The organism is Pantoea sp. FN0302 (assembly GCF_050113775.1).
Taxonomy (GTDB): Bacteria; Pseudomonadota; Gammaproteobacteria; order Enterobacterales; family Enterobacteriaceae; genus Mixta; species Mixta alhagi.
On the sequence record NZ_JBNJSM010000001.1, the window covers coordinates 1,248,838 to 1,272,182 of the forward strand.

The window sequence follows — 23,345 nt, forward strand, 5'->3', positions numbered from 1 at the left end:
TAGCGTTTCACATTCAGAAAAACATCCTTTACCCTCGCGCCGTCTGTTCACCTGCTTATAAATGAGAAAGAGATGTCTGCTTCAAAAGGATTTATGCTCTATCTGGCGCTACTCAGCACGCTGGGTTTTCTGGCCACCGATATGTATCTGCCTGCATTTACTGCCATGCAGGCGAGTTTTCACACTTCCGCTGGCGTGATTAGCGCCAGCCTGACCGTTTTTTTAGGCGGCTTTGCCTGCGCTCAGCTTTTGTGGGGGCCACTCTCCGATCGTTATGGTCGTCGGCCAATATTGCTGTTGGGCCTTACGCTGTTTGCGCTGGGCTGCGCAGGCATGCTGTGGGCGGATGCCACCTGGCAGATGTTGACCCTGCGCTTTATTCAGGCGGTGGGTGTCTGCGCGGCGGCGGTAAGCTGGCAGGCGCTGGTGGTTGATCGCTATCGGGGCGCACAGGCGAATCGGGTTTTTGCCACCATTATGCCACTGGTAGCCCTGTCGCCGGCGCTGGCGCCGCTGCTGGGCGCCTGGCTCCTCAGCCATTTTTCATGGCGCGCGATTTTTCTGGCGCTGTTTCTGGTTACGCTACCGCTGCTGTTCGCCACGGCAAACCTGAAAAAAACCGCGCCCGCTTCCGATCCATCGCGGCAACGCAGCGGTTTTTTCCGCCTGCTGACGTCTCGTATTTATAGCGGCAACGTGCTGATTTATGCTGCCTGTTCCGCCAGCTTTTTCGCCTGGCTGACCGGTTCGCCCTTTATTCTGCACGATCTTGGCCTCACGCCTGCCGATATTGGCCTGAGCTATCTTCCGCAAACCGTCGCGTTTCTGGTCGGCGGCTTTGGCTGCCGTTCGGCGCTGCAGCGCCGTAGCGGTCGTACGCTCCTGCCCTTCCTGCTGGTTTTTTACGCGCTAAGCGTTGCGGCGCTGTTTATGGTATCGATTAGCGGTCAGGTTACGCTCTGGGGTTTATTGATTCCTTTTTGCGGCATGGCGCTGGCAAATGGCGCGATTTATCCCATCGTGGTGGCTAACGCCCTGCTGCCTTTTCCGGATGACACAGGTAAAGCGGCAGCGCTGCAGAACTGTTTACAGCTGGGCCTCTGTTTTTTCGCCAGCCTGGCCGTCTCATCCTGGCTGACTCATCCATTATTGACCACCAGCACGGTTATGCTGTCGACCATTCTGCTGGTGGTGGTGGGTTACGCTTTACAGTACGTTGCGCGCCACAGCGCTGCGGACACAAAAAAGAGCGCCAGCGCTGATCTTAGCGATTAAACCTCGCGGCTTCAGGCATAGTTAGCAACCTAACTATTAGCCGTTGTATATTGCCTTGCGGGAGCATATACTCCTTGCAAGGCAGTGACTTATAATAATCAGCGTGTTTTTTCCCGGTCATCCTGCGCTTTTCAGGCGACAATGTCGTGCCTGGCCGGGCTTTCATTCAGTTTCAATCCTCTGTTTAACGTCGGATATCTGGCACACGGTCTTCCGTGAGATTTCTCACAATCCTGAGAAATTGACTATTCTCTTTCTCAGGTTCGTATCACACAGGTGATGGAGAAGCTATGAGTTCATCGTGCATAGAAGAAGTGAACCTGGAGGAAAACCATTGGTATCGTATCGTCCATGAAATGCTGGAGATGGCTGATATTGAAATCAACGGTAACCGCCCCTGGGATATTCAGGTAAAGAATCCTGACTTTTTTAAACGGGTTTTACAGGAGGGATCCCTTGGCCTGGGCGAAAGTTATATGGACGCCTGGTGGGATTGCGAACGCCTTGATATGTTTTTCCATCGCGTGCTGAAACACAAATTGGATCAACAACTCCCTCATCATTTTAAAGATACCTTGCGGATTGCAGCAGCGCGCCTGACCAATCTACAGTCAAAAAAACGCGCCTGGATGGTAGGCAAGGAGCACTACGATTTAGGCAACGATCTTTTTTCGCTGATGCTTGATCCCTTCATGCAATACTCTTGCGGCTACTGGAAAACCGCCCAAACGCTGGAAGAGGCGCAGCAGGCGAAGCTAAAAATGATCTGCGAAAAGCTTGCGCTGAAACCGGGCATGAAGCTGCTGGATATTGGCTGCGGCTGGGGCGGGCTGGCTGAGTTTGCCGCGCGTCATTATGGCGTCACGGTTGATGGCGTCACGATTTCTGCCGAACAGCAGAAAATGGCCCAGCTGCGCTGCGAAGGGCTGGACGTGAACATTTTGCTGCAGGATTACCGCGACTTAGATAACCAGTACGATCGGATCGTTTCGGTCGGCATGTTTGAGCATGTTGGCCCTAAAAACTATGCCACCTATTTCAACGTGGTCGATCGCAATCTCAAACCGGATGGTCTGTTCCTGCTGCATACCATTGGCGCGATTAAAACCAATATGGATGTTGATCCCTGGATTGATAAATATATTTTCCCCAATGGCTGTTTGCCGTCGGTACGTCATATTGCCGAAGCCAGCGAACCGCATTTCATTATGGAAGACTGGCATAATTTTGGCGCTGATTACGATACTACGTTAATGGCATGGTATGAGCGTTTTCTCGCGGCGTGGCCACAGCTTGCGGAGAAATATGGCGAGCGTTTTAAACGCATGTTCACCTATTACCTTAACGCCTGTGCTGGCGCGTTTCGTGCACGTGATATTCAGCTATGGCAGGTGCTATTTAGTCGCGGCATCGAAGGCGGATTACGCGTACCCCATTAACGGTATGCCGGGCAAATAAAAAAACAGGCAACCCGGTTGCCTGTTTTTTTATGGTGTGCCAGCTTATTCCGCGTTGTTTTGCAGCCTGGTCGCCAGCGCCGCATCACGTTGCGCCAGTACGCGTTCCACCGTATCCACAATCGCCTGCGTATGCGGATCGATTTCAATATTGACCCGCTGCCCCAGCCTTTTTGCGCCCAGCGTGGTACGCATCAACGTCTCAGGAATAAGATGGACGCAAAATTTAGTTTTAGTGACATCGCCTACGGTCAGGCTGATACCATCAATGCCGATAAAACCTTTGTGAAGGATATATTTCAGTAGCGTACTGTCCTGCGGTTTAAACCAGATCTCACGGTTATTTTCCGCATTAATGATTTTGCTGATTTCTGCCGTGGTCATAATATGACCGGACATCAAATGACCGCCAATTTCGTCGCTAAACTTCGCCGCGCGTTCAATATTTACCGTATCGCCCGGCTGCAAATCGCCAAGATTAGTAATGCGTAACGTCTCTTTTACCAAATCGAAGCTGACCCGATCGCCATTAATTTCCGTTACGGTCAGACAGCAACCGTTATGCGCTACCGACGCACCCAGCTCCAGACCCGGTAATAACGCCTGCGGCATTTTAACAATATGAGTGCGAAAGTTAGTTTTTTCTTCAATGGCAACCACCTCTGCGGTGCCCTGCACAATTCCGGTAAACATAGATCGGCCTCAGTGAGTTTTTGCTGATATTAACATACTCTCCAACGCAGAGCAGGCCGGCAGAAGCGTGAAAAGCGCCACCCCGGTACCATAAAATGCGGTTTCCTTCACCGTCTGATGTGGTTATGATCCTGCACCAGCGTTGTGCATCATTATCTATTCTTAATTATCCTGTTCCTCTGGACACTATCTATCCATTTCTTAAAACATAAAAAGGTGTATACGTGCAGAAGTATGTGACAGAAGCGCGTCAATTACTGGCTCTTGCCATTCCGGTTATTCTGGCGCAGGTTGCGCAAACAGCTATGGGTTTTGTCGATACCATTATGGCGGGATCGGTTAGCGCGACCGATATGGCCGCCGTTGCAGTCGGCACCTCAATCTGGCTGCCCGCTATCCTGTTTGGTCACGGACTTATTTTAGCCTTAACGCCGGTGGTGGCGCAGCTTAACGGTTCCGGACATCGTGAACGCATCGCCAGTCAGGTGCGTCAGGCTTACTGGCTGGCGGCGATGGTCTCGGTGCTGATTATGATTGTGCTGTGGAATGCCGGTTATATGATCCATGCAATGCACGATATTGATCCCGCTTTAGCTGATAAGGCGGTGGGTTATCTGCGTGCGCTGCTGTGGGGCGCGCCGGGCTATCTGTTTTTTCAGGTCGCCCGTAACCAGTGCGAAGGATTATCAAAAACCAAACCCGGCATGGTGATGGGCTTTATCGGTTTACTGGTCAATATTCCGGTTAACTACGTGTTTATTTATGGCCATCTGGGCATGCCCGCCTTAGGCGGGGTTGGCTGTGGTGTTGCAACGGCATCAGTTTACTGGGTGATGTTTATCATTATGCGGTTGTGGGTGCGTCGGGCGCGCTCCATGCGCGATATTACCCTGCCCGGCTACTTCAGCGCCCCAGACTGGACGGTTCTGTCGCGGCTAACCCGTCTCGGCCTGCCGGTTGCGCTGGCGCTGTTTTTTGAAGTTACCCTGTTTGCCGTGGTCGCCCTACTGGTTTCTCCACTGGGCATCGTTAATGTTGCCGGTCATCAGATTGCGCTTAACTTTAGTTCATTGATGTTCGTCCTTCCGCTTTCGCTGGGGGTAGCAACAACCATTCGCGTCGGCTTCCGCCTTGGGCAGGGTTCGGTCGATGCGGCAAAAGTCGCGGCCTGGACCGGTCAGGGCGTGGGCATCATGATGGCTGCCGCGACGGCATTGTTTACGGTTACCTTCAGAGAGCAGATTGCCCTGCTCTATAATGATAATCCGCAGGTCGTTGCGCTGGCCGCGCAGCTCATGATGCTGGCCGCCCTCTATCAGTTCTCTGATTCCATTCAGGTGATCGGCAGCGGTATCTTGCGTGGTTATAAGGATACGCGCTCGATCTTCTTTATTACGCTGGTGGCTTACTGGGTGGTTGGCTTACCCAGCGGCTATCTGCTGGCGCTGACCGACTGGATTGTGCCGCCTATGGGCCCGGCAGGCTTCTGGTGCGGTTTTATTCTTGGGTTAACCTCAGCGGCAGTAATGATGCTGTGGCGCATTCGCCGACTGCAAAAATTACCGGCTGAACTGATCCTGAGCCGTGCGGCGCATTAAGTTAAACGCCCGCCGCGTCTAAAAAAACGGCGGGTCGCACAGTTGATGGGCAGTTGCGCAGAAAATTGCATGTTTCTGCTTGCCAGCGGTGAGCAGTGTCGCTAATATTCGTCCCCGCCGTCACCCAAGACGGCAGATGCGTTCTTAGCTCAGTTGGTTAGAGCACCACCTTGACATGGTGGGGGTCGATGGTTCGAGTCCATTAGAACGCACCAAAGTGCGTCCGTAGCTCAGTTGGTTAGAGCACCACCTTGACATGGTGGGGGTCGGTGGTTCGAGTCCACTCGGACGCACCAAAAATTACGTTGCGTTCTTAGCTCAGTTGGTTAGAGCACCACCTTGACATGGTGGGGGTCGATGGTTCGAGTCCATTAGAACGCACCACTCTCTTTGTATTCTCCCTTTTCTCTGTTTCTCTCATCAGCCTTGTTCTGTTTACGCCGGTTTTTCATCTGTACGGCTTACAGCAAGTGTAATTTTATTCATAATTTATCCCGCTAAAAAAAGTTTTTTATCAGCCAATTCTGCCTTAATAAAAATCCGCCATATCAGAACTTTCCTGGTATACAACCGGCATTCCGTCTGGATGCCCGAGACGATCTCTATCGCTAATTCCGCCCCGCGCAAAGGCAAAATACAGTTGCCGCAACGTCACTTTCCTTGATCTTGCACCAGCTGCTTCCACCCTTTTTGATTGGTTTTCGTATACTTAGCGTCTATACTATCCTTCGGTGTTTCACTTGAATGGTTTCAGCCAATTGACGTGCCCTTACCTACACTCACAACCAGTTGCGCAACTCGCCCACAGGGGCCACGGAACATCATCGCTCAACTTCCTCTGCACGCTTCATATCTGTCACCTATTCTTAGTTTGTATCGCAGTCCGCTCACTGAGCATGAATATTTCCCCGATGCACCAGGCATCGACCTCAAACCTTAATCATCCATCACAACTTACAGATAACTTGTCATGAAAAAGACCAAGATCGTTTGTACCATCGGCCCGAAAACTGAATCAGAAGAGATGCTAACCAACCTGCTGGAAGCGGGCATGAATGTTATGCGTCTGAATTTCTCTCACGGTGACTACGAAGAGCATGGTCGTCGTATCGCCAATATCCGCGCGGTTATGCAAAAAACGGGTCATCAGGCAGCTATCCTGCTGGATACCAAAGGTCCGGAAATTCGCACCATGAAACTGGAAGGCGGTAACGATGTTTCGCTGAAAGCGGGCCAGACGTTCACCTTCACCACCGATCAGTCCGTGATTGGCAACAGCGAGCGCGTTGCCGTGACTTACGCTGGTTTTGCTGCCGATCTGAAAATCGGTAATACCGTACTGGTCGACGATGGCCTGATCGGTATGGAAGTCACTGAAGTCACTGAAAACAGCGTGGTTTGTACCGTGCTGAACAATGGCGATCTGGGTGAAAACAAAGGCGTTAACCTGCCGGGCGTTTCCATTCAGCTGCCTGCGCTGGCTGAGAAAGATAAACGCGATCTGATTTTCGGTTGCGAACAGGGTGTGGATTTCGTTGCAGCCTCCTTTATTCGTAAGCGTTCAGACGTGCTGGAAATTCGTGAGCATCTGAAAAAGCACGGCGGCGAGCATATCCAGATCATCTCTAAAATTGAGAACCAGGAAGGCCTCAATAACTTTGATGAGATCCTGGATGCTTCTGACGGCATCATGGTTGCCCGTGGCGACCTCGGCGTGGAAATCCCGGTTGAAGAGGTGATTTTCGCGCAGAAAATGATGATCAAGAAATGTAATAAAGCACGCAAAGTGGTTATCACTGCCACTCAGATGCTTGATTCCATGATCAAAAACCCACGCCCTACCCGTGCGGAAGCCGGCGACGTGGCGAACGCCATTCTTGACGGTACCGATGCGGTCATGCTCTCTGGTGAAAGTGCTAAAGGTAAATACCCGCTGGAATCGGTACGCATTATGGCGACCATCTGCGAACGTACCGATCGCGTAATGAAATCACGCATTGATACGCTGAACGACAACCGCAAACTGCGTATCACCGAAGCGGTATGTCGCGGCGCAGTTGAGACCGCTGAGAAGCTGGAAGCCCCGTTGATTGTGGTTGCGACCGAAGGCGGTAAATCCGCGAAGTCGGTGCGTAAGTACTTCCCTGATGCCACCATTCTGGCGTTAACCACCAATGAAATCACTGCACGCCAGCTGCTGCTGAGCAAAGGCATTGAAGCGCGCGTGGTGAATGAGATCGCCTCTACCGATGATTTCTACCGTATTGGTAAAGAAATCGCGCTGGAGAGCGGTTACGGCCAGAAAGGTGATGTGGTGGTAATGGTCTCAGGTGCCCTGGTACCAAGCGGAACAACAAATACTGCTTCTGTACATGTACTGTAAATAATCACAGCCCTGCAGATAAAAGCGCCGTAAGGCGCTTTTTTTATTTTGTCGTAACGGTTATTTCCAAAAATTCCAATTGAAAATAACAATAAAATCTGCCTTTCAGGCAAGATAAAATCAATTAAATCTGACTGTTTTAACTTATTTTTTGGCATTATTGGCTTAACAGATGTTTCTTTGAGCGAACGAGTAAAAATAAGCATGTTCTCATCAAAAATTTATTCTCATACCAAAAAACTTTGTGTAATACTTGTAACGCTACATGGAGATTAACTCAATCTAGAGGGTATAAATAATGAATCGTACTAAACTGGTACTGGGCGCGGTAATTCTGGGTTCAACTCTGCTGGCTGGTTGCTCCAGCAATGCTAAAATCGACCAGCTGTCAAGCGACGTTCAGACTCTGAACGCGAAAGTTGACCAGCTGAGCAACGACGTGAACGCAATGCGTTCTGACGTACAGGCTGCTAAAGATGACGCAGCTCGTGCTAACCAGCGTCTGGACAACCAGGCTCATTCTTACCGTAAGTAAGAGTACTGGTGTAATAAAAATGGTGCCCAATGGGCACCATTTTTTTTGTGCTTTCTGAACAGCCCGCTGTAAGTGCCTCTCAGCTTTTCCCCATCGTAGCGCTCTCTTGACCCGTCTCATGCTCCTGCGCGCTTTCCAGCGCATTCTGCGGCGCTATCTGGTCATGGTTTACCGCTTCGCCAAGGTTAACCAGTACCGGCATGCCTGAACGTCGTTTTAACGCCGCCTCGATGATCGCTTTATCGCTCTCGCTGCTGTTGATAAAACGCTTTAGCGCTTTGCTAAGCGGCAGCGGCATTGTTTGTGGGTCATCCTGCTCATTACGCGATAACGGCTGATGTACTTCAATATAGCGCTTACCGTCGGGTTCAATAGCGTACTTCACCGGTTGGTTGACAATCTGCACCCGCGTATTCTCCGACACGCTGTTAAACAGGGTCTCGATATCATCAGGCCGCAGACGAATACAGCCTGAGCTGACGCGCATGCCAATGCCGAAATCAGCGTTAGTGCCGTGAATCAGATAGTGACCGCTACCCCAGGCCAGACGCAGCGCAAACAGTCCCATTGGATTATCAGGCCCGGCGGGAAACACGGCTGGCAGTTTCACCCCTTCCTGCGCGTAGCGCTTGCGGATATTGGGGGTTGGCGTCCAGGTTGGGCCAGGAATTTTTTGGCTAATGCGGGTAACCATCGAAGGGGTCATAATCCCCTGCTGGCCGATGCCGATCGGATAGACAATCACCTTGTTTTCCCCTTTCGGATAGTAATAAAGACGCAGCTCCGCCAGATTGACCAAGATGCCCTCGCGTTTGGTATCGGGCAGCAGCATCTGATGAGGGATGGTAAGCTCGCTGCCTGCGGCAGGCAGCCAGGGATCGGTACCGGGATTCGCTTCCAGCATATTTAACAGACCGACCTGATAGCGCGCGGCAATCGACTCCAGCGGCCGCTTATCGTTCGGCACCTGCGCCGTGGTGTTTTCGCCAATCAAGCGGCTGTTTTCGGCAGGCAAAGGATATTCAGTGGCGCTGACCAGGCGCGGTACAAAGAGCGCGGCGCATATCAACCAGCCGGCAAAAGGAAGGTGAGCGTTCATGTAGGCTTCTCTCGTGATGAATAACGCACCCCGCTAACCGTAACGGGGTGTGAGAGAAGTGTAGCTTAGCAGAGCCTCTGCGCGCGGGCGCGGATAGTGCGGATCATGGCTTCCAGCCCCTGAGAACGGGACGGAGTAAGGTGCTGCGTTAATGCCAGTTGTTCAAACCAGGGACGCACATCAAATTCTACAATTTGCTGCGGCGTCATGCCCTGATAAAGGCTAAATACAATCGCAATCAAGCCCTTAACAATGGCCGCATCGCTATCGCCCAGCAGTTCGACGGTACCGTCGGTGCCCTGCTGCATGACAATCCAGACCTGGCTCTGGCAGCCGGAAACGCTGTATTCCGGCTGGTGGAAGGAATCAGACAATTCTGGCAGCTTCCCTCCCAGTTCAATCACATACAGGTACTTCTCTTCCCAGTTGGCGCAGCGATTAAAATTGCGCACCAGCTTCTCTTTCTCTGGCAGTATCGCCATTCCTTCCTCCCTTGCCCGCCGGATGGCTTAGCCTCCCAGCAAGCGATGAATACGTGTCAGCCCTGCGGCAAGCCGATCGGCCTCTTCTTCGCTATTATACATGGCGAACGATGCGCGACACATAGCAGGAACGCCATAGTGCTTCATCAGTGGCATTGCGCAGTGGTGACCGGTACGAATAGCAATCCCGTACTGATCGAGGAAACTGCCCACATCATAGGCGTGATGGTTGCCAAGATTGAATGCGATCACGCCGGCGCGCGTCTGCGGCCCGTAAATGGTCAGCTCAGGTACCGACGCCAGCTTATCCAGCGCATAACGCATCAGCGACTGTTCACGAGCCTGAATATTATCCAGCCCCAGCGCTTCCACATAGGCGAGCGCTGCGCCCAGTCCAATAATACCGCCGGTATTAGGCGTGCCCGCCTCGAGGCTCCAGGGCGCTTTGGCGTAGGTTGTGCCTTCCGGCAGCACCACGTGCTCAATCATCGCGCCGCCGCCTTCCCACGGTGGCAGCGCTGACAGCTGCGCATAGCGGCCATACAGAATACCAATGCCGGTCGGCCCGTAGATTTTATGCCCGGAGAACAGATAGAAGTCGCAGTCAATGTCCTGCACATCTACCCGCTGGTGCATCACGGCCTGCGCGCCATCCACCAGCGTCACCAGCCCTGCCGCTTTCGCCTGCGCAACCAGCTCTTTAACCGGGTTAACGGTGCCCAGCACGTTGGAAACGTGCGTCACCGCCAGCAAACGCGTTTTACTGTCAATCAGCGAAGCGAGCTGCGAGCTATCCAGCTCCCCATCCGCCGTCAGCGGCAATACACGAATGGTAGCGCCGGTACGGGCAGCCACCATCTGCCACGGCACGATATTCGCGTGATGCTCCATGGCAGTGATAATAATATTGTCGCCTGGCTGCAGCTGACTGCCGCCCCAGCTGTGGGCGACCAGATTGATGCCTTCTGTGGTGCCTTTAACGAAAACAATCTCTTCCGGCGAGGCAGCATTAAGAAAACGCGCCGCCTGGGCGCGCACGTTTTCCATATCCGTCGTGGCGGCAGCGCTGAGGGTATGGATCCCTCGGTGAACCGCCGCATAGCCGTGCTGGTAGAAATGACTTTCCGCGTTAATCACCGCCAGCGGTTTCTGCGCGCTGGCCGCGCTGTCAAGGTAGGCCAACGGCTGTCCGTTGACCTCGCGTGCCAGAATCGGGAAATCGGCCCTGACGCGTGCGAGATCAAAACTCATTGAATGCCTCCGGGAAAACGTTGCGCGATGCGCTGCTGAACAAAATCTTTCAGCGTTTCATCGTCAATCGCTTCTGTAAGTTCCGCAGCAAAGGCGTAGACGATCATACGTTGCGCCGCTTCTTCGCTAATGCCGCGCGCGCGCAGGTAGAACATCTGTTCTTCGTCAATGCGTCCCACGGTAGCGCCATGGCTGCATTTAACGTCATCGGCATAGATTTCCAGCTGCGGCTTGGTATCCACTTCCGCCAGACGCCCCAACAGCAGGTTGTTGTTGGTCATCTGACCATCCGTTTTCAGCGCATGCTGAGCCACCTTGATCATGCCGTTAAATACCGCACGGGCGCGATCGCGCACAATGGTTTTATGCAGCTGACGGCTCTGACAGGAGCCTTTGTTGTGCTCAAGGTAAGTGCGGGTATCGCATACCTCTTTGTCTACCGGCAGCACCAGGCTGTTGATAGAGAGGTCGCTATTTTCGCCGTTCAGCTGCGCGCTGGTATTGTGACGACTCAGGCCAGCGCCCAGCAGGAAGCTGTGGCTGCTGACGCGCGCATCGCGCCCGGTCACGATATCGTTATGCGCAAAATGGAAGCTGGCGGCATTCTCAAACGAAAGTTTGGTATGCGTCAGCTGTGCATTGTCACCAACCATCATGGTCAGACGAGCGCCGGTAAAATGCGGCTGCGCATCCAGGCTAACGTAATGTTCAATTACCTGCGCTTCAGCACCCTCATCAATCTGCAAATGATGACGGTAATGCACCGTATTCAGCTGCTGTTCTGCCCGACCGCTGCTGATATGCAGCAAATAGAGCGGACGTGCAGCCGCTTTGCCACGCGGCAGGCGCAGCATGGTCGCCTGCTCGGCCAGGCTCTCGGTCAGGTGCAGAAACACCTCCGGCTGCACGGGAGTGGCGAAATTGCGTCTTTCCGCCGCGCTGGCTACCTGCACCTCAAAATGATCGAACTGAGTATCGCTCAGCGCAGCATTAAAATGCCCGTCAACAAACACCAGGCGCGCTGCGTCCAGCGGCAGCGCCAGGCGAGTAACATCTTCAGCCGTGAGCGCGGACGCTTCAGGCAATACAAACTGCTGGCTGAGCAGCTCGTCCAGCGGCGTATATTTCCAGTTTTCATGCTTGCGGGTCGGCAATCCCAGCCGCATCAGCTGCTGCCAGTGCTGCTGTGCCTGTAGCGAGCGCACGTCGCCGCGCGACTCAAACAGATGGTGCCACTGCTGCAGCGCGTTTTCACTCCTGGTCGGTAAGCCAGCCATAGCCTTGCTCCTCCAGCTGTTTAACCAGCGTAAAGTCGCCAGATTTCACAATTTTGCCCTGATAAAGCACATGAACATAGTCCGGCTTGATATAGTCCAGAATACGCTGATAGTGCGTAACAATAATAAAGGCGCGTTTGCCATCTCGCAGCGAGTTCACGCCGTTAGAGACAATTTTCAACGCATCGATGTCCAGACCGGAGTCGGTTTCATCCAGAATGCACAGGTCCGGCTCCAGCGCCGCCATCTGCAGAATATCGTTACGTTTCTTTTCGCCGCCGGAAAAGCCAACGTTAACCGAGCGGGTCAACAAATCTTCCGGCATTTTCAGCAGTTCGATTTTTTCTTCGATAAAGTCCTGAAAATCGAAACGGTCCAGCTCTTCCTGTTGACGATATTTACGTACCGCATTAACAGCGGTTTGCAGGAAAAACTGATTGCTGACGCCGGGGATTTCCACCGGATACTGGAAAGCCATAAAGATGCCTTCGCCCGCGCGATCTTCCGGCGACAGCTCCAGCAGATCTTTACCTTTGAAATCCACCGAGCCGCCAACCACTTCATACTCTTCGCGACCTGCCAGAGTCGCGGAAAGCGTGCTCTTACCGGAGCCGTTAGGTCCCATGATCGCATGAACTTCACCCGGCTTTATTTCAAGATCGAGTCCGCGCAGAATGGCCTTATCTTCGATGTTTACCTGTAAATCTTTAATGCTTAACATGTTTTATCCTTCGCTTGCCCACAGGCAACGATGCATCGCGCTGGCATTAGCCAACGCTGTGTTCCAGACTAATGGCCAACAGCTTTTGCGCCTCAACGGCAAATTCCAGCGGCAGTTCAGAGAAGACATCTTTACAGAAACCATTAACAATCATGGAGATCGCATCCTCTTCGCTGATCCCACGCTGCAGGCAGTAGAAAAGCTGATCTTCGCCAATACGTGAGGTGGTGGCTTCATGCTCCAGCTGCGCGGTGTTGTTACGCGTCTCAACATACGGGAAGGTATGCGCCCCGCAGTCCGGGCCTATCAGCATGGAATCACACTGGGTAAAGTTACGCGCGTTGGTGGCGGTTGGCATAATCTTTACCAGTCCACGATAGGTGTTCTGGCTCTTACCGGCGGAGATCCCTTTGGAGATGATGGTCGATTTGGTGTTTTTACCAATATGGATCATCTTGGTGCCGGTGTCCGCCTGCTGGCGACCGCTGGTCAGCGCGACAGAATAGAACTCACCGATAGAGTTATCGCCGCGCAGGATCACGCTTGGATATTTCCAGGTAATTGCAGAGCCGGTTTCCGATTGCGTCCAGGACATTTTGCTGCCCTCGCCTTCGCACAGCGCGCGCTTGGTCACAAAGTTCAGAATACCGCCTTCCCCTTCGCCGCCCGGGAACCAGTTCTGTACCGTGGAGTATTTCACTTCGGCGTTTTTATGAATGATCACTTCCACCACCGCCGCATGCAGCTGATAGGTGTCACGTACCGGCGCGGAGCAGCCCTCGATATAGCTGACGTAGCTCTCTTCATCGGCGATCAGAATTGTGCGCTCGAATTGTCCGGTTTTCGCCGCGTTGATGCGGAAATAGGTGGAAAGCTCCATCGGGCAGCGCACCCCTTTCGGGATATAAACAAAGGTGCCGTCTGAGGCCACAGCCGAGTTCAGCGCGGCAAAGAAGTTATCATTATGCGGCACCACGGTACCAAGATATTTCTTTACCAGTTCCGGATGTTCCTGAATAGCTTCGCCAAATGAGCAGAAAATAATGCCCTGCTCCGCCAGTTTATGGCGATAGGTGGTGGCTACCGATACCGAGTCAAAAATGGCGTCGACCGCCACCTCTTTCCCTTCACGCACCGGTACGCCGAGCTGTTCGAACGCTTTTTCTACTTCCTGCGTCAGGTAGCTGCTGCTTGCCTGACCGCCGGAGGTTTGCTGCGCACCCGGCTCTGACGCGCAGCTGTCATCGCAGTTGCCGCAGGAAGGCGCCGAGTAATAGCTGTAATCCTGATAATCCAGCTTGTCGTAATGGGCTTTCAGCCAGTGCGGCTCTTCCATTTGCAGCCAGGCTTCATAGGCTTTCAGGCGGAACTCCAGCATCCACTCCGGCTCGTTGCGCTTCGCGGAAATGGCACGCACCACCTCTTCGCTGATGCCGTGCGCCAGCTCATCGGTTTGCAGTTGGGTAAAGAAGCCTTCTTTATAATTTTTGCGGCCGCCTTCCCAGATTTGTACGTCGTCTGATGCTTCACTGTTTTGGGACATAGCACTGTTACTCAACGCCAAAGCTCTCACCACAACCGCAGGCGTGTTGAGCTTTAGGATTATTAAATTTAAATACCTGATTCAGGCCTTCGCGAACGAAATCTACCTGCGTACCGTCAATAAGGGGCATCGCCTGAAGCGGCACGTACAGCGTTGCGCCCTGATGAGTAAACAGCAGATCGTCTGCTACAGGCTCTTTCACCAGGTCCATGGTATAGCCGAACCCCGCACAGCCGGACTGTTTTACGCCCAGCCGGAGTCCTAACACTTGCGGATCGTTAGCGGTAAGCGCCTTGATTTGCTGCGCTGCGCTGTCAGTAAGGGTCAAACCCTTCCAGATAAAATCATCTGGAGAGAAAGAGGCCGGATTTGCAGATTGCATTGTTTATTACCTCGCGATGCGATGCCTTACAGGCTTATCCCACTATGTTAGTGATAATGATAATTGCTTCAACCTCTTGTTTTGCAGGGATAAGCGCAAAATTGACGTTTTAAGGCCCATTAACTAAGGATAGTACCTGCCAGACCAGATTGCGCAGACCATCATAACGCGCCTGTTGGTGGGGAATAATATTTTAAAATCATTCATTTAAAAAGTGCTACCTGAGTTAACCTGCTCCACCAGCTATTTTACGCTTATATAAGAAGGTTGGGATTGCTATTGCCGATTTTATCAACAGGAAGCATTAATCGATAAATTCTTCCGCCGCGCCATTGCAACCTGCAGCAATTTTATTATGATAATGATTATCATTAACACATCTCAGGTAAAGCATGAACCTCTCCGTTAATGCCTGGCTACAGCATAAAATCGATGAATATAAATTTGCCGTGCGTGATATGACGGTGGATTTTTATCTGGCGCAGGCCAAACTGAACCGTCCCGATTGCTCCCTCGATCAGCTTCGTAATTTCAATGATACCTGTTTAGATATGGCCGAACTCTGCCAGCTCAATGGCGATGAGCAAAGTTATCTTCATGCGCTGGGAAAACTTCATCATCGGCTGCTGCAGGAGGTGAACAATAGCCAACGGGAACGGCTGTTCCGTATGCAGGCGTGCCAGCTGGCACGCCATACGCTGACTAAACTCTGCCAGCACCTGACAATGAGCGGTGACTGGGAAAAGGCCACCGTTCTGCAAAGCGATTTCGTCAGGCATGCTGGCTGGATCTGGTAAATCTCAGTTTCTGGCTGCGTCAGGCCTTACTGACGTGGTGAGCCGGGAACTGCAACAAAGACGGTTTTCATCATCATAAATGTCAATCTGCCAGACCTGATGCATGCGGCCAAGATGCAGTGGCCGACAGCGGCCCCGCACCTCGCCCTCACGTACCGCATGCAGATGGTTGGCATTGATTTCCAGGCCCACCAGCATGTCATCCTCCTGCGTGCAGAGATAACCCGCCATTGAGCCTAACGTTTCCGCCAGTACGGCGGAAGCACCGCCGTGCAGCAGCCCAAACGGCTGACGCGTACGCGCATCCACCGGCATCACCGCCTCCAGGCCGTCATCATGCAGCGCCGTAAAGCGGATGCCTAAATGCCCTACCATACAGCCTTCGCCCTGTGCGTTGATCTGCTCGAGGGTGGCCTGTCGTTGCCAGATCGCCATTATATTAACTCCAACAGCGCCTGCAGCGGGTGACGCATCCCATTGCCTTCGATACGTTTAACCTGGCTACGACAGGAATAGCCGGTGGCCAGGCAGCGTTGACGCGGCAGTTTTTGCAACTGTGGATGCCAGGAAAGCTCATAAATGCCCAGCGAGTTATCCAGGTTCTTCGCCTCATGCCCGTAGGTACCCGCCATGCCGCAGCAGCCCACATTGATATTTTCCAGGCGCGCACCAAAGCGCGCAAATATAGCGGCCCACTGATTCGGCGTTGCGGGCAGCGTAGTGACCTCGGTACAGTGGGCAAACAGATACCAGGCTTCGCCACCAGGTGGCTGTATGGCGCGCGACGACAGCGCCTGATGCAGCCACTCATGCACCAGCTGAACGTGGAAATCGCCGCGTTTATCGCCCAGCGTCTGCTGATACTCATCGCGGTAACACAGCACCAGCGCAGGATCGACGCCGACCATCGGCATCCCCAAACGCGCCAGCCGGTTAAGGAAATCTGCCGTTTTCTGTGCGGTGCGGGCGAAGCGTTTCAGAAAGCCTTTTATATGCTGCGCTTTGCCGTTAGGCGAAAACGGCAGCAGTACCGGCTGATAACCCAGTTTTTCAATCAGGCGCACAAAGTCCGCCACTACCTGCGCTTCGTAATAGCTGGTAAAGGGATCCTGAACCACCAGCACCGTTTTTTCCCGCTGTGCAGCGTCGAGCCTCTCCAGCTGTTCCAGCGTGGTGGTCGCCGCCCTATGGCCCGCCAGCTGTTGTTTTAGCGTTGGTGAAGAAAGCAGCGGCAAATCAACCATACCGATATGACGCTGGCTCAAAGTCCTCAGCCAGGGCTGGCGCAGGAAGAAATTAAAGGTGCGCGGCGCGCGCGCCATCACCGGCGCATAGCTTTCTACCGCCGCCACCAGATGATCGCTGAGCGGGCGCAGGTAACGCGTGTGATAAAGCTGCAAAAAGCGCGAGCGGAAGGCCGGCACATCGATTTTGATTGGGCACTGCGTTGAACAGGCTTTACAGGCGAGACAGCCTGACATCGCCTCTTTCACCTCATGCGAAAAGTCATATTCACCTTTACGCGCATACCAGCTGTTGCGGGTGCGGGCGATTAACCCCCGCAGGCTAATAGCCGATTCCGGGATCTGCTGCTCCAGCGTCAGCGGATCGATACCCTTCTCCGCCAGCAGACGCAGCCATTCACGCGTCAACGTGGCGCGCCCTTTCGGCGAATGGATGCGGTCGCGGGTAATTTTCATCGAGGGACACATCGGGCTGCGCACATCAAAATTAAAGCACAGGCCGTTGCCGTTGCACTCCATCGCGCCACGCCACTCGTTACGCACCGCCAGCGGGATCTGACGGTCATAATAGCCGCGTTTCACACCATCGACCTGCATCATTGGCTCATCGACGCCAGTGGGCGTACAGATCTTGCCTGGGTTAAGGCGGTTGGCGGGATCGAAGGCCGCTTTGATCCGGCGCAGCTCTTCATACAGCGTTTCGCCAAAAAAGGCAGGGCTATATTGCGCACGGAACCCTTTGCCGTGTTCTCCCCACAGCAGGCCGCCATAGCGCGCCGTCAGCGCCACGACCTCATCGGAGATCTGCTTCATCAGCATCTCCTGCTGCGGATCGCACATATCCAGCGCAGGCCGCACATGCAGCACGCCCGCATCCACATGACCAAACATGCCGTAATTCAGGCCGTGATTATCCAGCAAGGTGCGAAACTCGGTAATATAGTCCGCCAGATGCTCTGGCGGCACGGCGGTATCTTCCACAAACGGAATGGGCTTGGCGCGTCCTTTGGCATTGCCCAACAGGCCTACCGCTTTTTTACGCATATTGTAGATGCGCTCGATGGCATCGATATCGTTACAAAGCTGATAGCCGATCACGCCGCCCTGCTGCTGCGCCATCAGCGCATCGAGACGCTGGCACAGGGCCGTTAGCTGGGTGTCGATCAGCTGAGGATCGTCTCCGGCGAATTCCACAATATTAATGCCGAGCATCTCTTTGCCCGGCACATCGGTAATTAATTCGCGAACCGAATGCCAGACAATATCCTCACGCGCCAGATTCAGCACTTTTGAATCAACGGTCTCTACCGACAGCGCTTTGGCTTCTACCATTAAAGGCGCATTACGTAACGCCGAATCAAACGAGTCATACTTGATATTCACTAAACGCCGCACCGCAGGCAGCGGCGTAATATTCAGACGGGCTTCACTGATAAAGGCCAGCGTGCCTTCAGCCCCGCACAGAATGCGGGTCAAATCGAACGTCTGCAGATCGTCGCTTAATACATGACGTAAATCGTAACCAGTGAGAAAACGGTTCAGCGGCGGGAATTTTTCCGTAATCAGATCGCGCTGCTGGCGGCAGCGTGACAGCACAGTGTGATAGATACGCCCTTCCGTTGTCTGCTCAGCGGCCAGCTGTTCTGCCAGTGCAACCGGCATGGCGCGCGTATCGATAATATCACCGCCCAGCACCACCGCCCGCAGCCCCAGCACATGATCGGAGGTTTTGCCGTATACCAGCGAGCCCTGACCGGAAGCATCCGTATTAATCATGCCGCCCAGCGTGGCGCGGTTGCTGGTTGACAGCTCCGGCGAGAAAAAGTAGCCGTAAGGCTTAAGAAAGGCATTGAGCTGATCTTTTATCACGCCCGCCTCAACCCGCACCCAGCCCTGCTCTGGATTGATCTCCAGGATTCGGTTCATATAGCGCGACATATCAACCACGATGCCCTGATTTAGCGACTGTCCATTCGTGCCGGTGCCGCCGCCACGCGGAGTAAAAATCAGGCGGGAAAACTGCGGCATCGCCGCCACTCTGGCTAACAGAGCGACATCAGCGGTAGAGCGAGGAAAAAGCACGGCATCCGGTAACAGCTGATAAATACTGTTATCGGTCGACATGGTTAAACGATCGGCATAGCTGGTGGCCGTATCGCCGGTAAAGCCTTGTTGCTTAAGCGTGTCCAAAAATGAAAGCACCAGTTGCACGAGGCCTGGCGCCTGAGAAATCTGTGGGATCATTATCGGGTGACCAAATGTTGTGTATCGTTTGCGCTTGCTGTTTTATCTGCGAAATCTCGTTGTATCACATTTTTTTATGCCCCGCTGTTTTTTCAGGAAACGTAAAAACTTCCGGCGCTTAACTCTGTCGCAACGTAAAGAAATCACGCATTATTATGGGCTGAGCGGCAATGGGCTGTTCATAATCGCAAGGCGTAAATTAAGGATCCTTTTTTCGTATGAGAAAACTGCAACAGGATATGGATTTAACCCAGATTCTCTTCTCTTTGATGTTCATCCTGCTGATGATCGTTGCCTGCTTCTGGGTAGTGCAGCCATTTATTTTGGGATTTGCCTGGGCTGCGATGGTGGTTATTGCCACCTGGCCGTTAATGATCAAGCTACAGGCTCTGCTTTGGGGACGACGTACGCTGGCGATTATCGCTATGACGCTTATCCTGCTGCTGCTGTTCATTATTCCCGTCGCGCTGCTGGTAAATAGCCTGATCGATAATACCGGACCAGTGGTCGCCTGGGCGACCTCAGGAAACCTTCATCCTCCTCAGCTGACCTGGCTGAATGAGGTGCCGCTGATTGGTGAAAAACTCTATCACAGCTATCACCTGCTGCTGGACGGCGGCGGCGGCGCAGTGATGACAAAAGTACAGCCTTATATTGGGCGCACCACCGGCTTTTTTGTCTCTCAGGCGGGCCATTTTGGCCGATTTTTGCTGCATCTCGGCCTGATGCTGCTGTTCAGCGTGCTGCTTTACTGGCGCGGCGAGCAGGTGGGCGACGGCATTCGCCACTTCGCTTTCCGTCTGGCCGGTCGCCGGGGTGATGCATCGGTGCTGCTTGCCGGACAGGCGATTCGTGCGGTCGCGCTGGGCGTCGTGGTTACGGCACTGGTGCAGGGCGTGCTGGGTGGCATCGGCCTGGCCGTAGCCGGGATACCTTATGCCACGCTGCTGACGGTGCTGATGATTCTGTTTTGTCTGGTGCAGGCGGGGCCACTACCAGTACTTATCCCGGCGATTATCTGGCTTTACTGGAGCGGCGATACCACATGGGGTACGGTGCTGCTGGTCTGGAGCTGCGTGGTCGGTACGCTGGATAATGTGCTGCGTCCGGTGCTGATCCGCATGGGCGCAGATTTACCCATGATTTTGATCCTCTCCGGCGTTATCGGCGGCCTGGTGGCTTTTGGCATGATTGGTCTGTTTATTGGGCCGGTGGTACTGGCAGTCTCCTACCGTCTGGTCACTGTTTGGGTGCATGAAGCACCAATGCCGCAAGAAGATCCTGAAGATGTGGTAGAGGAACTGGCTGAACATGAAGAAGATGTAAAGAACACCACAACCACAAATTAACCCTCCCGCCGGGCATTTAGCGCTGCCCGGCTTTTCCCCCTGTGTAAATCCCCCGGAATAATATTAAATCTTCTTAATATTTACCCTGCTTTATATCTTATGAGGTAGTGCCTGCGTGAAACTGATTACCACTGGCACTGTTTTCGGGCCTTAAAAGAGTAAAGTGGCGCATTTAATGTAACGCATGATTAACTAATAAGAGGATTCTTAAAGACTGGCAAGCTGTAGCTGAATACTATGAGTGCCATGTTTAGGATCAAACCTATGATTTTTAAACAACCTTTTTCCCCTGAGTAAAGTGAAGAATTGCTGTGTGTAGTCTTTGCCCATCCCATGTGATGGGCTTTTTTTTATGCTTTTTTCGAGTAAAAAGGCCGGAAAATTCCGGCCTTTATCGTTAAGTAACATTATTAAGGGATCTTTTACTTTATTTCTGCAAGGCTTAGCCAGGTCTGAACCACCGTATCAGGGTTAAGCGACAGGCTGTCGATACCCTCCTCCATCAGCCAGGCGGCAAAGTCCTGATGATCGGATGGCCCCTGACCACAAATACCCACATATTTCCCCTGCTTTTTGGCGGCGCGAATTGCCATCGACAGCAGCGCTTTTACCGCTTCGTTACGTTCGTCGAACAGTTCGGAAACCACGCCGGAATCGCGGTCTAACCCCAGCGTCAGCTGCGTCATATCATTTGAGCCAATAGAGAAGCCGTCGAAATGCTCCAGGAACTGCTCCGCCAGCAGCGCATTAGAGGGGATTTCGCACATCATAATAATCTTCAGGCCGTTTTCGCCGCGCTTGAGTCCCTGACGCGCCAGTTCCTCAATAACCGCTTCCGCCTGCGCAACGGTACGTACAAACGGGATCATAATTTCGACGTTGGTCAGCCCCATCTCATTGCGCACGCGTTTAACGGCCTGGCATTCCAGCGCAAAGCAGTCGCGGAAGCGATCTGCCACGTAGCGTCCGGCACCTCGGAAGCCCAGCATCGGGTTTTCCTCTTCCGGCTCATAGCGTTCGCCGCCAACCAGATTGGCATATTCGTTAGATTTAAAGTCCGACAGCCGCACAATCACGCGCTTCGGCGCAAAAGCGGCACCCAGCGTGGCGATCCCTTCCGTCAGACGCCCGACATAGAACTCGACCGGATCGTCGAAACCTTTCATGAGTTCGCGGATTTTCTGCTGCAGCTCCGGCGTCTGCTGGTCGAACTCCAGCAGCGCTTTTGGATGCACGCCGATCATGCGGTTAATAATAAATTCCAGACGCGCCAGGCCCACCCCTTCGTTAGGCAGACAGGCAAAATCAAATGCCCGATCCGGGTTACCTACGTTCATCATGATTTTGAGCGGCAGATCAGGCATTTTATCCACCTGCGAACTTTTTACTTCAAAGTCGAGCAGGTCGTCGTAAACATAACCGGTATCGCCCTCGGCGCAGGAAACGGTAACCTTATGACCATCCTTCAGTCGATCGGTAGCGTCGCCGCAGCCTACTACTGCCGGGATACCCAGTTCGCGGGCAATGATGGCCGCATGGCAGGTGCGCCCGCCACGGTTCGTGACGATCGCTGCCGCTTTTTTCATAATCGGCTCCCAGTCCGGGTCGGTCATATCGGTGACCAGCACATCGCCCTTCTGAATGCGATTCATTTCGCTGATATCGTGAATGACTTTTACTTCACCGGCGCCAATGCGATGACCAATTGCACGTCCCTCGACCACAATCTTGCCTTTGCCCTGTAGCGTATAACGTTCCATGACCTGCCCGTTAGAGCGCACAGTTTCCGGACGCGCCTGAACGATATAGAGCTTGCCGGTATGGCCATCTTTCGCCCACTCAATATCCATTGGACGCTTATAATGTTTCTCAATTTGCAGCGCCTGATGCGCCAGCGCCTGTACTTCGTCATCACTGAGGCAGAAACGATCGCGATCCTGTTGCGGCACGTCTTCGATTTTTACCTGTTCACCGTGCTCCTGCGAATCGGCATAGACCATGCGAATTTTTTTTGAGCCCATATTACGGCGCACAATGGCGGGACGGTTAGCCTGCAGCGTCGGCTTATGCACATAAAATTCATCCGGGTTAACTGCGCCCTGCACCACCATTTCGCCCAGCCCCCAGGCGGCGGTAATAAAGACCACCTGATCAAAGCCCGATTCCGTATCAATGGTAAACATTACGCCGGAAGCGGCCTCATCGGAACGCACCATGCGCTGTACGCCAGCGGAGAGCGCCACGCCACGATGATCGTAGCCCTGATGCACACGATAAGAGATGGCGCGGTCATTAAACAGCGACGCGTAAACATGTTTTACCGCCACCATGACGGCATCAATACCCTGGACGTTAAGGAAGGTTTCCTGCTGACCGGCGAATGAGGCATCCGGCATATCCTCAGCGGTCGCTGAAGATCGCACGGCGAACGAGGCCTCGTCATCATCTGCCGAGAGTTGCTGATAGGCTTCGCGTATGGCCTCTTCCAGCGCCGGCTGAAAAGGGGTCTCCACAATCCACTGACGGATCTGTTTACCCGCTTTCGCCAGTTCATCCACATCATCAATGTCGGTTTCATCCAGCAAGGCATAAATACGCTGGTTAACGCCGCTCTGATCGAGAAATTGATTGAAGGCTTCCGAGGTGGTCGCAAAACCGTTTGGAACGGATACGCCAAGCGACGACAGGTTAGTAATCATTTCACCGAGAGAGGCATTCTTTCCTCCCACGCGATCAACATCGTTCATGCCTAACTGGCTATACCAGAGCACTAGCGGCATTTCGCCTTGATTGGACATTGGGACAATCCTTTTATGATAAATTTGAGGGGCACACGGAAAAATAGCGCTGATAACGCTTATTCAGCCTGGCACAGCAGAATGTAAAAGCGAAAGTGTTGAATCGTTAAAGCAGAGTAAAAAAATATTTTTAAGAAAACTCCGCCTATAATAGTGCGTTTGCGCAACAATATTATTTTATAAAAAACCCAGCCATTTCATCGGGATAAATTAATGT

Annotated in this window: 18 protein-coding genes, 3 tRNA genes and 1 other RNA gene; 11 read left to right on the top strand and 11 right to left on the bottom strand. The window is 53.1% G+C overall.

Annotated features, from left to right (window positions below; all coding sequences use genetic code 11):
* Positions 1–72 precede the first annotated feature (72 nt).
* Both punC and cfa read left to right on the top strand, forming a co-directional pair.
* Positions 73–1,275, top strand: a complete 1,203-nt coding sequence (gene punC, locus ACQE32_RS05735; RefSeq protein ID WP_426981621.1) for a purine nucleoside transporter PunC — start codon at positions 73–75, stop codon at positions 1,273–1,275.
* Between the two features lie 290 nt (positions 1,276–1,565).
* Positions 1,566–2,714 carry a cyclopropane fatty acyl phospholipid synthase gene (gene cfa / locus ACQE32_RS05740; protein ID WP_426981620.1) on the top strand — a complete coding sequence of 383 codons (1,149 nt, stop codon included), beginning with the start codon at positions 1,566–1,568 and terminating at the stop codon, positions 2,712–2,714.
* 63 nt (positions 2,715–2,777) lie between these two features.
* Here cfa and ACQE32_RS05745 read toward each other — a convergent pair whose 3' ends face one another.
* Entirely contained in the window at positions 2,778–3,425 is a 648-nt protein-coding gene (locus tag ACQE32_RS05745; RefSeq protein WP_426972709.1) for a riboflavin synthase subunit alpha, read from the bottom strand.
* Between the two features lie 224 nt (positions 3,426–3,649).
* Between ACQE32_RS05745 and ACQE32_RS05750 the strand changes: the two genes are divergently transcribed.
* From ACQE32_RS05750 to ACQE32_RS05775, 6 genes are all read left to right on the top strand, one after another.
* Entirely contained in the window at positions 3,650–5,023 is a 1,374-nt protein-coding gene (locus tag ACQE32_RS05750; RefSeq protein WP_426981618.1) for an MATE family efflux transporter, read from the top strand.
* Positions 5,024–5,161: 138 nt separating this feature from the next.
* A tRNA-Val gene (locus ACQE32_RS05755) sits at positions 5,162–5,238 on the top strand.
* Between the two features lie 4 nt (positions 5,239–5,242).
* Positions 5,243–5,319, top strand: a tRNA-Val gene (locus ACQE32_RS05760).
* 11 nt (positions 5,320–5,330) lie between these two features.
* Positions 5,331–5,407: transfer RNA gene (locus ACQE32_RS05765), tRNA-Val, on the top strand.
* Positions 5,408–5,993: 586 nt separating this feature from the next.
* Positions 5,994–7,406: a pyruvate kinase PykF gene (gene pykF, locus ACQE32_RS05770; protein WP_250652579.1), complete on the top strand. Its 1,413-nt coding sequence runs from the start codon at positions 5,994–5,996 to the stop codon at positions 7,404–7,406.
* Positions 7,407–7,704: 298 nt separating this feature from the next.
* On the top strand, positions 7,705–7,941 hold the full coding sequence (locus ACQE32_RS05775) for a major outer membrane lipoprotein (protein ID WP_002908860.1): 237 nt from the start codon (positions 7,705–7,707) through the stop codon (positions 7,939–7,941).
* A gap of 79 nt (positions 7,942–8,020) precedes the next feature.
* Here the strand turns inward: ACQE32_RS05775 and ACQE32_RS05780 are convergent, their stop codons facing one another.
* From ACQE32_RS05780 to sufA, 7 genes are all read right to left on the bottom strand, one after another.
* Positions 8,021–9,040: a L,D-transpeptidase family protein gene (locus ACQE32_RS05780; RefSeq protein ID WP_427021474.1), complete on the bottom strand. Its 1,020-nt coding sequence runs from the start codon at positions 9,038–9,040 to the stop codon at positions 8,021–8,023.
* A 65-nt stretch (positions 9,041–9,105) separates the two neighbouring features.
* Entirely contained in the window at positions 9,106–9,522 is a 417-nt protein-coding gene (gene sufE, locus ACQE32_RS05785) for a cysteine desulfuration protein SufE (RefSeq protein ID WP_426972715.1), read from the bottom strand.
* A 27-nt stretch (positions 9,523–9,549) separates the two neighbouring features.
* Positions 9,550–10,773 (bottom strand): cysteine desulfurase SufS, encoded by a 1,224-nt coding sequence (sufS, locus tag ACQE32_RS05790; RefSeq protein WP_427021475.1) that lies wholly within the window; start codon positions 10,771–10,773, stop codon positions 9,550–9,552.
* Positions 10,770–12,050: a Fe-S cluster assembly protein SufD gene (gene sufD, locus ACQE32_RS05795; RefSeq protein WP_427021476.1), complete on the bottom strand. Its 1,281-nt coding sequence runs from the start codon at positions 12,048–12,050 to the stop codon at positions 10,770–10,772. The genes sufS and sufD overlap by 4 nt, the downstream gene beginning before the upstream one ends.
* Positions 12,025–12,771, bottom strand: a complete 747-nt coding sequence (sufC, locus tag ACQE32_RS05800) for a Fe-S cluster assembly ATPase SufC (protein ID WP_085071831.1) — start codon at positions 12,769–12,771, stop codon at positions 12,025–12,027. Before sufC ends, sufD begins: the two co-directional genes overlap by 26 nt.
* 46 nt (positions 12,772–12,817) lie before the next feature.
* The gene (sufB, locus tag ACQE32_RS05805; RefSeq protein ID WP_427021477.1) at positions 12,818–14,314 is read right to left on the bottom strand and encodes a Fe-S cluster assembly protein SufB; all 1,497 of its coding nucleotides are present in this window, start codon (positions 14,312–14,314) and stop codon (positions 12,818–12,820) included.
* Positions 14,315–14,321: 7 nt separating this feature from the next.
* On the bottom strand, positions 14,322–14,696 hold the full coding sequence (gene sufA, locus ACQE32_RS05810; protein ID WP_426972720.1) for a Fe-S cluster assembly scaffold SufA: 375 nt from the start codon (positions 14,694–14,696) through the stop codon (positions 14,322–14,324).
* Between the two features lie 392 nt (positions 14,697–15,088).
* Between sufA and ACQE32_RS05815 the strand changes: the two genes are divergently transcribed.
* Entirely contained in the window at positions 15,089–15,493 is a 405-nt protein-coding gene (locus ACQE32_RS05815) for a hypothetical protein (RefSeq protein ID WP_426972721.1), read from the top strand.
* A gap of 3 nt (positions 15,494–15,496) precedes the next feature.
* Here ACQE32_RS05815 and ACQE32_RS05820 read toward each other — a convergent pair whose 3' ends face one another.
* Both ACQE32_RS05820 and ydiJ read right to left on the bottom strand, forming a co-directional pair.
* Entirely contained in the window at positions 15,497–15,928 is a 432-nt protein-coding gene (locus ACQE32_RS05820; protein WP_427021478.1) for a hotdog fold thioesterase, read from the bottom strand.
* Positions 15,928–18,981 (bottom strand): D-2-hydroxyglutarate dehydrogenase YdiJ, encoded by a 3,054-nt coding sequence (gene ydiJ / locus ACQE32_RS05825; RefSeq protein ID WP_426972723.1) that lies wholly within the window; start codon positions 18,979–18,981, stop codon positions 15,928–15,930. The genes ACQE32_RS05820 and ydiJ overlap by 1 nt, the downstream gene beginning before the upstream one ends.
* A gap of 218 nt (positions 18,982–19,199) precedes the next feature.
* Between ydiJ and ydiK the strand changes: the two genes are divergently transcribed.
* Together ydiK and rprA are read left to right on the top strand one after the other, a co-directional pair.
* Entirely contained in the window at positions 19,200–20,330 is a 1,131-nt protein-coding gene (gene ydiK / locus ACQE32_RS05830; protein ID WP_426972724.1) for an AI-2E family transporter YdiK, read from the top strand.
* Between the two features lie 244 nt (positions 20,331–20,574).
* Positions 20,575–20,684, top strand: an RNA gene (gene rprA / locus ACQE32_RS05835) — antisense sRNA RprA.
* Between the two features lie 68 nt (positions 20,685–20,752).
* On the opposite strand, the gene ppsA is transcribed toward rprA, so the two are convergent.
* The gene (ppsA, locus tag ACQE32_RS05840; protein WP_426972726.1) at positions 20,753–23,128 is read right to left on the bottom strand and encodes a phosphoenolpyruvate synthase; all 2,376 of its coding nucleotides are present in this window, start codon (positions 23,126–23,128) and stop codon (positions 20,753–20,755) included.
* Positions 23,129–23,345 lie beyond the last annotated feature (217 nt).